The following is a 15,089-nucleotide window of genomic DNA, read 5'->3' on the forward strand; positions in this document are numbered from 1 at the left end:
GCCCCCTGATGGAGGAGGGCTCGGCCGTCACCGTCTCCAGCCCGCTGGCCAACGCCTCAGGCCCGCGACGGCGGCGCGTGCGCGTCGGCCTGAGCCTGTTCTGGCGCACCTTCTTCATGCTGGCGCTGCTGCTCATCGGCAGCACCGTCGCCTGGCTCCAGACTTTCCGCCAGCTCGAATACGAGCCGCGCACCATCCAGACCGCGCACCAGATCGCGTCGCTGGTCAACCTCACGCGCGCCGCGCTGGTGTACTCGGACGCGATCACCCGCGTCTCGCTGATCAAGACGCTGGCGGACCAGGAAGGCGTGCGCATCGTGCCGCACGAGCCGACCGACCGCTTCGTGCCCTACACCAGCGGCGCGCTCGACGTGCGGGTGACCGAGGAACTCATCGCCCGCCTCGGGCGCGGCACGCTGGTGGCCAGCAGCGTCAATGACGAGGCCGGCCTGTGGGTCGGGTTCGCCATCGAGAGCGACAACTACTGGCTGCTGCTCGATCCGGCGCGCTTCACGCGCGTCGGCGGGCGCACCTGGCTGGTCTGGCTGGTCACTGCCATGGGCCTGTCGCTCACGGGCGCGGCGCTCATCACCAGCTTCATCAACCGCCCCCTGAGCCAGCTGTCGCGTGCGGCGCGGCAGCTGCGCGAAGGCGAGTACGAGGTGCAGCGGCTGGACGAAGGGGCGCGCACTACCGAGATCCGCGCAGTGAACATCGGCTTCAACCGCATGGCCGACCAGTTGGCAAAGATCGAGCAGGACCGCGCCGTCATGCTGGCCGGCATCTCGCACGACCTGCGCACGCCGCTGGCGCGCCTGCGGCTGGAGACGGAGATGAGCGTGGCCGACGAGGACGCCCGCGCCCACATGGCCGCCGACATCGCGCAGCTCGACGCCATCATCGACAAGTTCCTGGACTATGCCCGGCCCGACCACGTGGAGTTCAAGCCGGTGCAGCTGCGCGACGTGGTCGAAGCCTGCAGCTACGCCCTGAAGGACCAGGAAGACGTGAAGATCAGCGCCGAGGTGCCGCCCGACCTGCGGGTGATGGCCGACGAGGTGGAGCTCGTGCGCGTCATCTCGAACCTGCTGGAGAACGCCCGGCGCTACGGCAAGACGCCGGGCACCGACGTCACCCGCGTCACCATCCAGGCGCAGGCGCACAACGACGCGGTGCTGATCAAGGTGCGCGACTACGGCGCCGGCGTGGCGCCGGCGATGCTGTCGCAGCTGACCAAGCCCTTCTTCCGGGGCGACACGGCCCGCACCTCCGCGGCCGGCGCCGGCCTGGGCCTGTCGATCGTGTCGAAGAACATCGAGCGCATGGGCGGCACGTTCGCCCTGACGAGCACGCCCGGGCGCGGGCTGGCGGCACACATCAGGTTGCCGCGGGCCGCCTCGGTGCGCCCCGCCGCCGGCGCCCAGGGCGCGGGCGCGGCTTCGCGCGGCGCGGCGGCCGCGAGCTCCACGCCGTCGCAGCGGCCGGTCTGAACCGCCGGCGCGGTCAGCGGTAGACGGTCTGAACCGCCGGCGCGGTCAGCGGTAGAGCAGAACGACGGCCCGCGCCTCCATGGCGCGGCCTTCGCCGACCGGGCCCAGCTTCTCGGCCGTCTTGGCCTTCACGTTGACGCGCTCCGGCGCCAGCCCGAGCCCCTGCGCGATCCGCTCGCGCATGGCCGGGATGTGCGGCGCCAGCTTGGGCGCCTGGGCGATGACGGTGCTGTCGACGTTGCCGATGCGCCACCCCTGCTCGCGCACCCGCTGCGCGGCCTCGGCCAGCAGCACCATCGAATCGGCGCCGCGGAACTGCGCGTCGGTGTCCGGGAAGTGCCGGCCGATGTCGCCCAGGCCGGCGGCGCCGAACAGCGCGTCCGTGATGGCATGCAGCAGCGCATCGGCATCGGAATGGCCCAGCAGTCCTGCGCTGTGGGGAATCTCGACACCGCCCAGCACCAGGCGACGGTCGGCAACGAGCTGGTGAACGTCCCAGCCCTCGCCGACGCGAATGTCCATGAGCTTCATGTCGCCGCCCTCCCCCGCAGCACGGCTTCGGCCAGTGCGAAATCTTCCGGATAGGTGACCTTGAAGTTCTGTGCGCTGCCGGGCACCAGCAGGGGTGCCAGCCCGAGCGCCTCGATCGCGCCGGCCTCGTCGGTCACGGCGTCGCCGGCCTTGTCGAGCGCATCGTGCAGGATGCCCAGGCGGAACATCTGCGGCGTCTGCGCCAACCACTTGTCGGCCCGCGTGAGCGTGGCCTGGACCCGCCCCTCCGGCGTGGCCGACTTGAGCGTGTCCGCCAGGCGCAGCGCCAGCAGGCCGCCCACTGCGTCGTGCTCGCAGGCCGCGATCAGCGCCTCGACCTGCGACGGCTCGAGCAGGCAGCGCGCGGCGTCATGCACCAGCACCCAGTCGTTGGGCCTGGCGCCCTGGCGCCGCAGTGCCTGAAGGCCGTTGCGCACGGTGGCGGCACGGGTGCTGCCGCCGACCTGCAGCAGGCGCTCGTTCGGCTCGCGAGGAAAGGCCGGCAGCGCCGCCGCCACCTCGTCGTCGTCGGGCGCCACCACCAGGGCCAGGGTGGCCAGGCGATCCGACACGGCGCGGAATGCCTCGAGCGTGTGGGCGACCAGCGGGCGCCCGCCCAGCCGGCGGTATTGCTTCGGACCGCCCGCGCCGGCGCGATGGCCGCTGCCGGCGCAGGGGATGAGAACGTGCAGGTGTTGAGGTGATGCGGCGTGCATGAGTGCGTCTGAGTTGGCTGCATTCTAAAATTGCGCCGTTGCACACCCCGCACCGGACGGCGCGGGGTGTTCTGCTTTGTCTGGACACCCTCATGGAACTCCCCTCACTCGCAGCCGGCAAGCGTTTCACCCTGCCGCGGCCGCCGTTGTCCGCCGACGCCCTTCTCCTGGCGCGGCTGGCCGCGCGCGAGAAGGCCGCCGGGCGTGCGACCGCCGTCTTCACCGCCGACGCCAACGACGCGCAGCGCCTGATCGAGGAAGTGCGCTTCTTCGCTCCCGAATTGCGCTGCGCGCTCTTCCCCGACTGGGAGACGCTGCCCTACGACAGCTTCTCGCCGCACCAGGACCTGATCAGCGAGCGGCTGGCCACGCTGTGGCGCATCCGCCAGCACGAGGCGGACCTGGTGCTGGTGCCCGCGACCACTGCGTTGTACCGGCTCGCGCCGCCGGCCTTCCTGGGCGGCTACACCTTCCATTTCAAGACCGGCCAGCAGCTCGACGAGGCCAAGCTGCGCAGCCAGCTCACGCTGGCGGGCTACAGCCATGTCACGCAGGTGGTCAGCCCCGGGGAATACGCGGTGCGTGGCGGCCTGATCGACCTGTTCCCCATGGGCTCGGCAATGCCGCTGCGGGTCGACCTGTTCGATGACGAGATCGATTCCATCCGAACGTTCGACCCCGACACGCAGCGCAGCCTCTACCCGGTGCCGGAAGTGCGGCTGCTGCCCGGGCGCGAGTTCCCGATGGACGAGGACGCCCGCGCGCGCTTTCGCAGCCGCTGGCGCGAGCTGATGGAAGGCGACCCGACCCGCAGCCGCATCTACAAGGACATCGGCAACGGCGTGGCCACGGCCGGCATCGAGTATTACCTGCCGCTGTTCTTCGAGGAGACCGCGACCGTGTTCGACTACCTGGGCGAGACCGCTACGGTGGTGCTGCACGGCGAGCTCGAAGGCGCCTTCAGCCACTTCTGGCAGGACACTGGCGAGCGCTACCGCCTGGTGCGGGGCGACCCCGAGCGCCCCGCCCTTCCGCCCGAGGCGCTGTTCCTCACCGCCGAGCAATTCCACGTGCGTGCCAAGGCGCATGCGCAGTTGGCGATCCGCGCCGGCGCCGAGAAGGACGGCACGCCCGCCTACGACGAGTTCGACCGCCTGCCCGACCTGTCGGTGGTACGCGGCGCCGAAGACCCCCTGGTCCGCCTGAAGGCGCATCTCGCGGGCAGCGGCCACAGGCTGCTGGTGATCGCCGAGAGCGATGGCCGGCGCGAAAGCCTGCTGGACTTCCTGCGCGCCAGTGGCTTGCAGCCTCCGGCCTTCGACAGCCTGGCCGAGTTCCAGGCCGAGGGCGACGAGAAGATCGGCATCGCCACAGCCGCGCTGGCCGCGGGCTTCGCCTGGCGCGAGGAGGCAATCGACTTCGTCACCGAGACCGAGCTGTTCGCGGCGGCGCCGGGCGCGCGGCGGCGGCACCGGCGGCAGGAGCAGGTCAGCGACGTCGAGGCGCTGATCAAGGACCTGTCCGAGCTCAAGGTCGGCGATCCGGTGGTCCACAACGCTCACGGCATCGGGCGCTATCGCGGGCTGGTCAACATGGACCTGGGCCAGGGCGTGGACGCCGAGGGCAAGCCGCTGCTGCAGGAGTTCCTGCACCTGGAATATGCCGACAAGGCCACGCTCTACGTACCCGTCAGCCAGCTGCACCTGATCAGCCGCTACACCGGGGTATCGGCCGAAGAGGCGCCCCTGCACAAGCTCGGCTCCGGGCAATGGGAAAAGGCCAAGCGCAAGGCGGCCGAGCAGGTGCGCGACACCGCCGCCGAGCTGCTGAACATCTATGCGCGCCGTGCCGCACGCGAAGGCTTTGCGTTCCGCTTCTCGGCGCAGGACTACGAGACCTTCGCCAACGACTTCGGCTTCCAGGAAACCGCCGACCAGCAGGCGGCCATCCACGCCGTCATCCAGGACATGATCTCCCCGCGCCCGATGGACCGGCTGGTGTGCGGAGACGTCGGCTTCGGCAAGACCGAGGTCGCGTTGCGCGCTGCATTCGTCGCCGTGACCGGCGGCAAGCAGGTGGCCTTCCTGGCGCCCACCACCTTGCTGGCCGAGCAGCACTACCAGACGCTGGTCGACCGCTTCGCCAAGTGGCCGGTGAAGGTCGCCGAGATGAGCCGCTTCCGCTCGACCAAGGAGATCACCGCGGCCGCCAAGGGGCTGGCCGACGGCTCGGTCGACATCGTCGTGGGCACGCACAAGCTGCTCAGCGAAAGCGTCAGGTTCAAGAACCTGGGCCTGCTCATCATCGACGAAGAGCACCGCTTCGGCGTGCGCCACAAGGAGGCCATGAAGGCCATGCGCGCCGAGGTCGACGTGCTCACGCTCACCGCCACCCCGATTCCGCGCACGCTCGGCATGGCGCTCGAAGGCCTGCGCGACCTGTCGGTCATCGCCACCGCGCCGCAGCGGCGCCTGGCCATCAAGACCTTCGTGCGAAGCGAGAACAACGGCGTGATCCGCGAGGCGGTGCTGCGCGAACTCAAGCGCGGCGGCCAGGTCTACTTCCTGCACAACGAGGTCGAGACCATCGAGAACCGGCGCGCCAAGCTGGAGGAGCTGCTGCCCGAGGCGCGCATCGCCGTGGCCCACGGCCAGATGCCCGAACGCGAACTCGAGCGGGTGATGCGCGACTTCGTGGCCCAGCGCTTCAACGTCCTGCTGTGTTCGACCATCATCGAGACCGGCATCGACGTGCCCAGCGCCAACACCATCGTCATGAGCCGCGCCGACAAGTTCGGCCTGGCGCAGCTGCACCAGTTGCGCGGGCGCGTGGGCCGCAGCCATCACCAGGCCTATGCCTACCTGATGGTTCCCGACCTCGAGGGGCTGACCAAGCAGGCCACGCAGCGCCTGGAGGCCATCCAGCAGATGGAGGAACTCGGCTCGGGCTTCTACCTGGCCATGCACGACCTCGAGATCCGCGGCACCGGCGAAGTGCTGGGCGAGAACCAGAGCGGCAACATGATGGAGATCGGCTTCCAGCTCTACAACGAGATGCTGTCCGAGGCGGTGCGCTCGCTCAAGGCCGGCCAGGAGCCGGACCTGCTGTCGCCGCTGTCGGCCACCACCGAGATCAACCTGCACGCGCCGGCGCTGCTGCCGGACGACTACTGCGGCGACGTGCACCTGCGCCTGTCCTTCTACAAGAAGCTGGCCACCGCCAAGACACCGACGCAGATCGATGCGCTGCTCGAGGAGATCGTCGACCGGTTCGGCAAGCTGCCGCCCCAGGCGCAGACGCTGATCGACGTGCACCGCCTGCGCGTGCTGGCGCGGCCGTACGGCGTGACCAAGGTCGATGCCGCGCCTGGCGTGATCAACATCACGTTCAAGAAGGACCCGCCGGTCGACCCGATGGCCATCATCGGCCTGATCCAGAAGAACCGGCACATCAAGCTGGCGGGCAACGAGAAGCTGCGCATCGAACGCGAACTCAAGGAGCCGAAGGACCGGGCCCAGATGGTGCGCGACGTGCTGCGCAGCCTGGGACAGCCGACGACGGCGCAACCGGCATCCGCACAGGTGTAGGCCCAGGCGCGTTCAACGAAGCAAAACTGCAATAGGAAATCTCTGTTACCTCTGTAGAGGGAAACATCCGCTTGCGAATGCGGCATGGAGCGCCCATGGCTGCATCTATCTTCGAGAGTTCATCGCCTTTAGGGAGGCGTTCTTCAGAAACTCGGAGAAGAGAAAACCATTCATGGTCAACAAGCGATTCCTTGCGGCGTGCGCGCTCGCCGCGCCGTTCACCTGCCTCGCGCAGTCCCAAGTCTCGGACCAGTATTTCGACAACCGCTGGTACATCACGCCATTCGGCACCTTCATCAACCCTGACAGCGCCCGCGTCACCATCGACGACAAGGGCTGGGGCGGCGGCTTCGCCATCGGCAAGGCGATCAGCCCGTACTGGAACATCGAGCTGCGGACGCAGTACGAGGAGATCGAGTCGAACTGGCTGTCGGCCGGCGGCGACGGAAAGTTCAAGAACTGGAGCGCAACGCTCGATGCGCAGTGGTTCTTCCTCGGCCGCAAGGGCATCGATGCCTGGCAGATCGGCAGCATCCAGCCGTACCTCGTCGGTGGCATCGGTGCCATGAACGACAAGTACACCTGGAACGGGCTCGAGGCCGACAACACGAGCTTCATCGCCAACGCCGGCCTCGGCGTCGTCTGGCCGTTCGCCTCGTGGGGCCGCCTGACGGCGGACGCGCGCTACCGCTACAACGACAACAAGCGCGGGTTCGTGACGAACCAGGGTCAACTGGACGAATGGCAGTTCTCGGTCGGCCTGCAGATCCCGTTCGGCCCGGCACCGACCGTGGCCCCGCCGCCGCGTCCGCCCGCCCCCCCGGCGCCGCCGCCACCGCCACCCCCGCCCGCGCCGCCGCGCACGTTCGATATCTCGGCCGACGGCACCTTCGAGTTCGACAAGGCGGTGCTCACCAGCATGGGCCGCAGCCGTATCGACGACATGCTCAGGCAGATCGGGGCCACCGGTGGCAAGGTGCAGTCGATTTCCATCGTCGGTTACACCGATCCGCTGGGCAGCACGCTGTACAACCAGCGCCTGTCGACGGCGCGGGCCAACGCGGTGCGCAACGCGCTGGTCGGCCGCGGCGTTCCGGCCGGACTCATCCGGACCGAAGGACGAGGCGAGAGCGACCTGAAGGTCACCGAGTCCGAGTGCCGGGCGCAGGGTGCGCGCGGCCGCAGGGCACTGATCGAATGCCTGCAGCCGAACCGGCGCGTCGAGGTCCGCGTGACGGGCCAGAAGACCGGGCGCTAGTCGGCGCAGCCAAGGGTCGGGCGCCATCGCGCGCCCGGCCAACCAGAACAAGGCGGCTTCGGGCCGCCTTTTTCCTGCCGGCGCAAGTGCCGGGATAATCGCTGCCTGGTCAGAAAGCATCCCCGCATGAGCAACACCCTCCCCGCCACCGAGTACGCGCCAGGCCTGGTCGTGCAGCAGTTCGCGCCGCCGCTGCGCCTGTCGAGCTACCGGCTGATCGCCTTCGACATGGATTCGACGCTGATCAACATCGAATGTATCGACGAGATCGCCGACGCGGCCGGCAAGAAGGCCGAGGTGGCCGCCATCACCGAGGCCACCATGCGCGGCGAGATCGCCGACTTCAAGGAAAGCCTGCGCCGTCGCGTGGCGCTGCTCGACGGCGTTCCGGTGTCCGCGCTGCAGCGGGTGTACGACGAACGCCTGCGGCTCAATCCGGGCGCCGAGCGCCTGGTGGCCGCCTGCAAGGCCGCAGGCCTGAAGGTGCTGCTGGTGTCCGGCGGCTTCACGTTCTTCGCCAACCGTGTGCGTGACCGCCTGGGCATCGACTTCGTGCGGTCCAACCTGCTCGACGAGGCCGACGGCCGCCTCACCGGCCGCGTGGCGCCGCAAAGCTGGGGCGACATCTGCGACGGCGCCGAGAAGCGCCGAACGCTGCTGGAAGTGGCCTCGCTGCTGGGCATCGCGCCGGGCGAGACGATCGCCGTGGGCGACGGCGCCAACGACCTGCCGATGATGGGCGAGGCCGGCCTGTCGGTTGCCTTCCATGCCAAGCCGAAGGTCCGCGAGCGCGCCATGGTGGCCATCAACGAAGGCGGGCTCGACCGCCTGCTCGACGTCCTGCAGCCCGACGCCGGCTGATCCACCGCGCGGCGCGGCAGACCGCCGCTGACCGTTGGCATGCGCCTTGCTGCGCTCATGGTTTTCCTTTGGACGCAGGTCCTGCGCCTCGTGGCACAGTGGCCCGCTTGTCCTGAACCTGTTGGAAGACCGCAGACCATGACCGTAGCTAGAACTTCCGCGCGCCTGGCGCCAATGGATGTCCGCCATGTCCTGGGCGCCGCCGTGCTGCTGGCCCTTGCCGGCACCGCGATGGCGCGCGACCTGGTGGTGGGGCTCAAGACCGAGCCCAGCTCCATGGACCCGCAATACCACGCACTGACGCCGAACATCCAGTTGTCGCAGTCGCTGTTCGACCCGCTGGTGTGCCCCACCGCCGACCTGGCGCTCAAGCCATGCCTGGCCACCGAATGGAAGGCCGACGGCACGACCTGGACGTTCAAGTTGCGCCCCAACGTGAAGTTCTCCGACGGCTCTCCCTTTACCGCGCAGGACGTCATCTTCAGCTTCGACCGGGTACCCAAGGTGCCCAACAGCCCATCCTCCTTCAAGCTGTACCTGCAGCACATCGTGAAGGTCGAGGCGCCGGATCCGCTGACGGTGAAGATCACCACCAACGAGCCCTACCCGCTGCTGCCCAACAACATGGGCAGCCTGCCCATCATGTCGTCGAAGGCCGCGGCCGGCCCGGCGCCGGAGGGCAAGACCACCACCGAGCTCAACGGTGGCGACGGCATGGTCGGCACCGGCCCCTACAAGTTCGTCAGCTGGAAGCGCGGCGCCGAGATCGTGTTCGAGCGCAATCCCAACTACTGGGGCCCCAAGCCGGATTTCGACAAGGTCATCTACCGGCCGATCGGCAACCCGGCCGCGCGCGTGGCCTCGCTCCTGTCCGGCGACGTCGACCTGATCGAGGACCCGCCCACCGACGACCTCGAGCGCCTGAAGAAGGACCCCAAGCTCAACGTCATCTCCAAGGCCTCGGTGCGCATCATCTACGTGGCGCTCGACCAGCACGGCGACAAGACGCCGGGCATCCCCGACGCGAACGGCAAGAATCCGCTGCTGGACAAGCGCGTGCGAGAGGCCATGTCGCTGGCCATCGACCGCAAGGCCCTGGTGGACCGCATCATGGGCGGCGTGGCCACGCCCGCGGCGCAACTGCTGCCCTACCCGATGCTCGGCGCGAGCGCGAAGCTGACCCACGCGGACAAGCCTGACGTCAACAAGGCCAAGGAACTGCTCAAGCAGGCCGGCTACCCCAACGGCTTCTCGCTGACGCTGGGCACGCCCAATGGCCGGTACATCAACGACACCAAGATTGCCCAGACGCTGGCCTCGATGTGGACACGTGTGGGCATCAAGACCACGGTGGACGCCGCCGCCCCGCCGGTGTTCTTCAAGAACCGCAACGACTATGCCTACAGCGCCTACCTGGCCGGCTGGGCAACGGCCACGGGCGAGATGTCGAACACGCTCAACTCGCTGCTGGTCACGCCGGACAAGGAAAAGGGTGTCGGCACCACAAACATGAGCCGCTACTCGAACAAGGCGATGGACGAACTCGTGCAGAAGGCCGGCACCACCATGGACGACAAGCAGCGCGGCGCCCTGCTGGCCCAGGCCAGCGAGGTCGCGATGGCCGACTACGCCATGCTGCCGATCCACTTCGAGCATTCGGTCTGGGCCATGAAGAAGGGCCTGAAGTTCGATGCCCGGGCCGACCAGGAAACCCTGGTCCAGTACGTGACGGTCGCCAAGTAGGAAGGACCGGCGGGTCCAAGCGCCGTCCCGGCGCAGCCCGCCCCTCGCAAGATGCTCGCCTACATCATCCGGCGCCTGCTGCAGGCGCTGCTGGTCGTCTTCGTGATGTCGGGGCTGGTGTTCGTCGGCCTCTACGTGGTGGGCGATCCGGTCGAGATGATGGCCAGCCCCGAGGCTTCGCAGGTCCAGCGCGACGAGATCCGCGCCAACTTCGGCCTCGACAAGCCGCTGGTGCAGCAGTACGCCATGTTCATGGGGCATGCGTTCACGCTCGACTTCGGCCGCAGCTTCCTGACCGGGCAGCCGGCCATGTCGCTCATCCTGGAGCGCATGCCGGCCACGCTCGAACTGGCCTGCGTGGCCATGGGCCTGGCGATACTGGTCGGCGTGCCGCTGGGCATGTACGCCGGGCTGCGGCCGCAGGCGCCGGTGTCGCGCGCCATCATGACCGGCTCGGTGCTGGGCTTCTCGCTGCCCAACTTCTGGGTGGCGCTCATGCTCATCATGGTGTTCGCGGTGCAGCTGGGCTGGCTGCCCGCCAGCGGGCGCGGCGACACCGGACACATCGGTCCGCTGCACCTGGCGGTGCTGTCGCGCGACGGCTGGGCGCACCTGCTGCTGCCGGCGTTGACCATCGCGCTGGCCAAGGGTGCGCTGCTGATCCGCGTCACCCGCGCCGCGATGCGCGAGGCACTGCCGCAGGACTACATCAAGTTCGCGCGTGCCAAGGGCCTGGCCTGGGGCCGCATCCTTCGCGTGCACCTGCTCAAGAACATTCTCATTCCGATCGTCACCATCAGCGGGTTGGAGTTCGGCCAGGTGGTGGCGTTCGCGGTGGTGACCGAATCCATCTTCGCCTGGCCGGGCATGGGCAAGCTGCTGATCGACTCCATCGTCACGCTCGACCGACCGGTCGTGGTGGCCTACCTCATCCTCATCGTGTTCTTCCTGGTGCTGCTCAACCTGGTGGTGGACATCCTCTATTCGGTGCTCGATCCTCGGGTGCGGTTGACGGGAGCCGCGGCATGAGCGCGATCGTCTCCCCCCTGGACGCGGCCGCGCTGCCGCCGGCCGAGACGCCGTGGCAGCGTTTCCGGCGTGAGTTCTTCGCCAGCCGACTGGCCGTCGCCGGGCTGGTGCTGATGGCGCTGGTGGTCGGCGCGGCGCTGCTGGCGCCCTGGATCGCGCCGCAGAACCCGTACGACATCGGCAGCCTGGACATCTTCGACGCCAAGCTGCCGCCGGGCAGCCACAACGCCGACGGCACGATGACCTACTGGCTGGGCACCGACGGCCAGTCGCGCGACCTGCTCTCGGCCATGCTCTACGGCCTGCGCATCAGCCTGCTGGTGGGCGTGGTGTCGGTGGCGGCGGCACTGGCCATCGGCAGCGCCGTGGGGCTCGCGGCAGCCTATTTCGGTGGCCGCATCGACGCCCTGCTGATGCGCATCGTCGACATCCAGCTGTCGTTTCCGGCCATCTTGCTCGCGCTCATCCTGCTCGCCACGCTGGGCAAGGGCGTGGACAAGGTCATCATCGCCCTGATCGCCGTGCAGTGGGCCTACTTCGCCCGCGCGGCGCGCGGCGCGGCGCTGGTCGAACGCGGCAAGGAGTACATCGAGGCGGCGCAGTGCATGGCGCTGGGATCGCCGCGGATCCTGCTGCGCCACATGCTGCCGAACTGCCTGCCGCCGCTGATCGTGATCGCCACCATCGACCTGGCCCACGCCATCGCGCTGGAGGCCACGCTGTCCTTCCTGGGCGTCGGCGTGCCGGTCACCCAGCCGTCACTGGGCATGCTCATCGCCAACGGGTTCGAGTTCATGCTCTCGGGGCACTACTGGATCTCCTTCTTCCCGGGCATCGCGCTCGCGCTGTCCATCGTCGCCCTCAACCTGGTGGGCGACCACCTGCGCGACGTGCTGAACCCGCACAACGAACGATGAAGGCAAGCGAAGACGCGGTCCTGGACATCCGCGGGCTGAAGACGCACTTCTTCACCCATGGCGGCGCGGTGAAGGCGGTGGACGGCGTCGACCTGCGCGTGGAAGCCGGCGAGATCCTGGGCCTGGTCGGCGAATCGGGCTCGGGCAAGAGCGTCACCGGTTTTTCCATCATCGGCCTGATCGACCCGCCCGGGCGGGTGGTCGACGGTAGCATCCGCTACCGCGGGGAAGAGCTGGTCGGGGCCGGCGAGGCGCGGCTGCGCGCCCTGCGCGGCAAGGAGATCGCCATGATCTTCCAGGACCCGATGATGACGCTCAACCCCGTGCTGCGCATCGACACGCAGATGGTCGAGGCAGTCCAGGCGCATGAAAAGGTCAGCCATGCCGCGGCCCGCGAGCGGGCGCGCGAGACGCTGGCCCGGGTCGGCATCCCCTCGCCCGACGAGCGGCTGGCGACCTACCCGCACCAGCTCTCGGGCGGCATGCGCCAGCGCGTGGCGATCGCCATTGCGCTGCTTAACCGCCCACGCCTGATCGTCGCGGACGAACCCACCACCGCGCTGGACGTCACCATCCAGGCGCAGATCCTGTACGAGGTGCGCAAGCTGTGCCGCGAGACCGGCACGGCGCTGATCTGGATCACGCACGACCTGGCGGTGGTCTCGGGCCTGGCCGACAACGTGTCGGTGATGTATGCCGGGCGCGTGGTCGAGAGCGGCCGCACCGCGCAGATCGTGCATGCGCCGGCGCATCCGTACACGCGTGGCCTGATCGACTCGATCCCGACCCGCGCCACCCATGGCACCGCCTTGCGCCAGATCTCCGGCATGACGCCGTCGCTGCTGCACCTGCCGCCGGGCTGCGCCTTCCGGCCGCGCTGCGCCCACGCCACCGACCAATGCCTGGCACCGCCCGCGCCCACCGAGCCGCGGCCGGGCGTGGTGACGCGCTGCTGGCATCCGCTGAACTGATCGCCCGGAAGCCGCCGATGAACGCCACTCTCGAAACTCCGCCTGCGGCCGACCCGCCGATTGCGCCGGCGGCGTCCAACGGCGTGCCGCTGCTTTCGCTGCGCGGCGTGCACAAGCGCTACGTGCAAGGCGTCGACCTGGCCGGCCGCATCGCCAACCTGCTGGGCGCGAACAACCGCGCGGCGGTGGTGCACGCGGTGGACGGCGTCGACCTCGACGTGCGCGCCGGCGAAGTGATCGGCGTGGTCGGCGAATCGGGCTGCGGAAAATCCACCCTCGGCAGAGTCGTGGCCGGCATCCATCCGCCCAGCGCCGGCGAAGTGCTCTGGGAGGGCCGGCCGGTGGCACAGTTGCCGCCCGCCGAGCGGCGCGCCTGGAATCTCGGCGTGCAGATGATCTTCCAGAACCCCATGGCCTCGCTCAATCCGCGCCTGCGGGTGCTGGACATCATTGGCGAGGCGCCGGTGGTGCACGGCATCATCCGCGCGCGGGAGAAGGCCGACTACGTCGCCGCGCTGATGCGTCAGGTGGGCCTGGACCCGGACTACGGGCAGCGCTACCCGCACCAGTTCTCCGGCGGCCAGCGCCAGCGCATCGGCATCGCGCGCGCGCTTGCCGTCAGGCCGCGCATGATCGTGTGCGACGAGGCGGTGGCGGCGCTCGACGTGTCGATCCAGGCGCAGGTGCTCAACCTGTTTGCGCAGCTGCGGCGCGAGCACGACCTCACCTACCTTTTCATCAGCCATAACCTGGGCGTGGTGGGCCACATCTCCGACCGGGTCGTGATCATGTACCTCGGGCGCATCGTCGAATCGGCACCGACCGAGGTGATCTTCTCGCGCCCCAACCACCCGTACACCCGTGCGCTCCTGGCCGAGCTGCCGACCCTGGAGACACAGCGGCGCGACTACCAGCCGATCCAGGGCGAGCTGCCTTCGCCGCTGGCGCCGCCCGCCGGCTGCACATTCCATCCGCGCTGCCCGCATGCCATGGCGCGCTGCAAGGTCGACGTGCCCGTGCTGAAATCCGTGGCCGGCGGCCACCAGAGCGCCTGCCATCTCAACGACGCCGCCCCGGCGGCCTGAATCGCCCCATGACCGATACCGTCCAGCCTCGCGCCACGACACCCTTCCCGCCATTCACACTGCGCCTGCCCGAAGGCGACGCCATTCCGCTCGTTTGCGACTCGCCGCACAGCGGCGTGCGCTATCCCGATGACTTCGGCTTCGCGATGCCGTTCGAGCAGCTGCGCTCCGGCGAGGACACCGACGTGCACGTCCTGTGGAACGCGCTGCCGGCGGTCGGTGCGACGCTGCTGGCGGCCGAGTTCCCGCGCAGCTACATCGACCCGAACCGCGACACCGACGACATCGACCCGGGCCTGCTGGCCGCCCCCTGGCCCGGCGCGCCGCTGCGCCCGAGCGAGAAGTCGCGCCTGGGCATCGGCCTGATCTGGCGCCAGGCCGGCCAGGCCAAGGAAGTGCCCATCTACGACCGGCAGTTGTCGCCCGCCGAAGTGCAGGCCCGCATCGACAATTACCACCGCCCCTACCACGAGGCGATGCGCGAGCACATCGAGGCGGCCTATGCGCGCTTCGGCGCGGTGTGGCACCTCAATTTGCACTCGATGCCCGCCAACTCCTACGAAAGCCTGCAGATCCGGTCGGACCATCCGCTGGCGGACTTCGTCCTCGGCGACCGCGACGGCGCCACCTGTGCCCCAAAGTTCGTCCAGATGGTGGCGCAGTCGCTGCGAAAGCACGGCTACCGCGTCGCCATCAACGATCCGTTCAAGGGCGTCGCACTGATCGCACGCCTGGGCCGGCCGGCCGAGCGTCGGCACAGCATCCAGATCGAGGTGCATCGCGGCCTCTACATGAACGAACTCACGCGCGAACGCAGCGCCGGCTTCGCGCAACTGCAGTCGCACCTGGCCGAGGTGGCCGCCGACATCGGCGCCTACGTGCGCAGCCAGTTGCCCTGATC

Annotated in this window: 12 protein-coding genes; 10 read left to right on the forward strand and 2 right to left on the reverse strand. The window is 69.0% G+C overall.

What is annotated here, in order from left to right:
* Positions 1 to 8 precede the first annotated feature (8 nt).
* Positions 9 to 1,490 carry a sensor histidine kinase gene (locus VES41_RS23545; RefSeq protein ID WP_324822153.1) on the forward strand — a complete coding sequence of 494 codons (1,482 nt, stop codon included), beginning with the start codon at positions 9 to 11 and terminating at the stop codon, positions 1,488 to 1,490.
* Positions 1,491 to 1,535: 45 nt separating this feature from the next.
* Here the strand turns inward: VES41_RS23545 and ispF are convergent, their stop codons facing one another.
* Entirely contained in the window at positions 1,536 to 2,012 is a 477-nt protein-coding gene (gene ispF, locus VES41_RS23550) for a 2-C-methyl-D-erythritol 2,4-cyclodiphosphate synthase (protein WP_324822572.1), read from the reverse strand.
* A gap of 5 nt (positions 2,013 to 2,017) precedes the next feature.
* Positions 2,018 to 2,737, reverse strand: a complete 720-nt coding sequence (ispD, locus tag VES41_RS23555; protein ID WP_324822157.1) for a 2-C-methyl-D-erythritol 4-phosphate cytidylyltransferase — start codon at positions 2,735 to 2,737, stop codon at positions 2,018 to 2,020.
* A gap of 92 nt (positions 2,738 to 2,829) precedes the next feature.
* Here ispD and mfd point away from each other — a divergent pair, with 92 nt between their 5' ends.
* The 9 genes from mfd to VES41_RS23600 all read left to right on the forward strand — a co-directional run bounded on the left by mfd (position 2,830) and on the right by VES41_RS23600 (position 15,087).
* Positions 2,830 to 6,324, forward strand: coding sequence for a transcription-repair coupling factor (gene mfd, locus VES41_RS23560; RefSeq protein WP_324822161.1), 3,495 nt, complete (start codon positions 2,830 to 2,832; stop codon positions 6,322 to 6,324).
* Positions 6,325 to 6,496: 172 nt separating this feature from the next.
* Positions 6,497 to 7,582: an OmpA family protein gene (locus VES41_RS23565; RefSeq protein WP_324822164.1), complete on the forward strand. Its 1,086-nt coding sequence runs from the start codon at positions 6,497 to 6,499 to the stop codon at positions 7,580 to 7,582.
* Positions 7,583 to 7,708: 126 nt separating this feature from the next.
* Positions 7,709 to 8,443, forward strand: coding sequence for a phosphoserine phosphatase SerB (serB, locus tag VES41_RS23570; protein WP_324822167.1), 735 nt, complete (start codon positions 7,709 to 7,711; stop codon positions 8,441 to 8,443).
* Positions 8,444 to 8,617: 174 nt separating this feature from the next.
* Positions 8,618 to 10,186, forward strand: a complete 1,569-nt coding sequence (locus tag VES41_RS23575; protein ID WP_324822575.1) for an ABC transporter substrate-binding protein — start codon at positions 8,618 to 8,620, stop codon at positions 10,184 to 10,186.
* Between the two features lie 51 nt (positions 10,187 to 10,237).
* A complete protein-coding gene (locus tag VES41_RS23580; RefSeq protein ID WP_324822170.1) occupies positions 10,238 to 11,215 on the forward strand; it encodes an ABC transporter permease in 978 nt (325 codons plus the stop codon).
* Positions 11,212 to 12,132 carry an ABC transporter permease gene (locus tag VES41_RS23585; RefSeq protein ID WP_324822173.1) on the forward strand — a complete coding sequence of 307 codons (921 nt, stop codon included), beginning with the start codon at positions 11,212 to 11,214 and terminating at the stop codon, positions 12,130 to 12,132. The genes VES41_RS23580 and VES41_RS23585 overlap by 4 nt, the downstream gene beginning before the upstream one ends.
* The gene (locus tag VES41_RS23590; RefSeq protein ID WP_324822175.1) at positions 12,129 to 13,103 is read left to right on the forward strand and encodes an ABC transporter ATP-binding protein; all 975 of its coding nucleotides are present in this window, start codon (positions 12,129 to 12,131) and stop codon (positions 13,101 to 13,103) included. Before VES41_RS23585 ends, VES41_RS23590 begins: the two co-directional genes overlap by 4 nt.
* Positions 13,104 to 13,120: 17 nt before the next feature.
* Complete coding sequence (locus VES41_RS23595) at positions 13,121 to 14,188, forward strand: oligopeptide/dipeptide ABC transporter ATP-binding protein (protein ID WP_324822178.1); 1,068 nt, start codon at positions 13,121 to 13,123, stop codon at positions 14,186 to 14,188.
* Positions 14,189 to 14,196: 8 nt separating this feature from the next.
* Positions 14,197 to 15,087, forward strand: coding sequence for an N-formylglutamate amidohydrolase (locus VES41_RS23600; RefSeq protein ID WP_324822181.1), 891 nt, complete (start codon positions 14,197 to 14,199; stop codon positions 15,085 to 15,087).
* The last annotated feature ends 2 nt before the right edge of the window (positions 15,088 to 15,089 follow it).

The organism is Variovorax sp. (assembly GCF_035634955.1).
In the GTDB taxonomy this organism is placed as follows: Bacteria; Pseudomonadota; Gammaproteobacteria; order Burkholderiales; family Burkholderiaceae_C; genus Variovorax.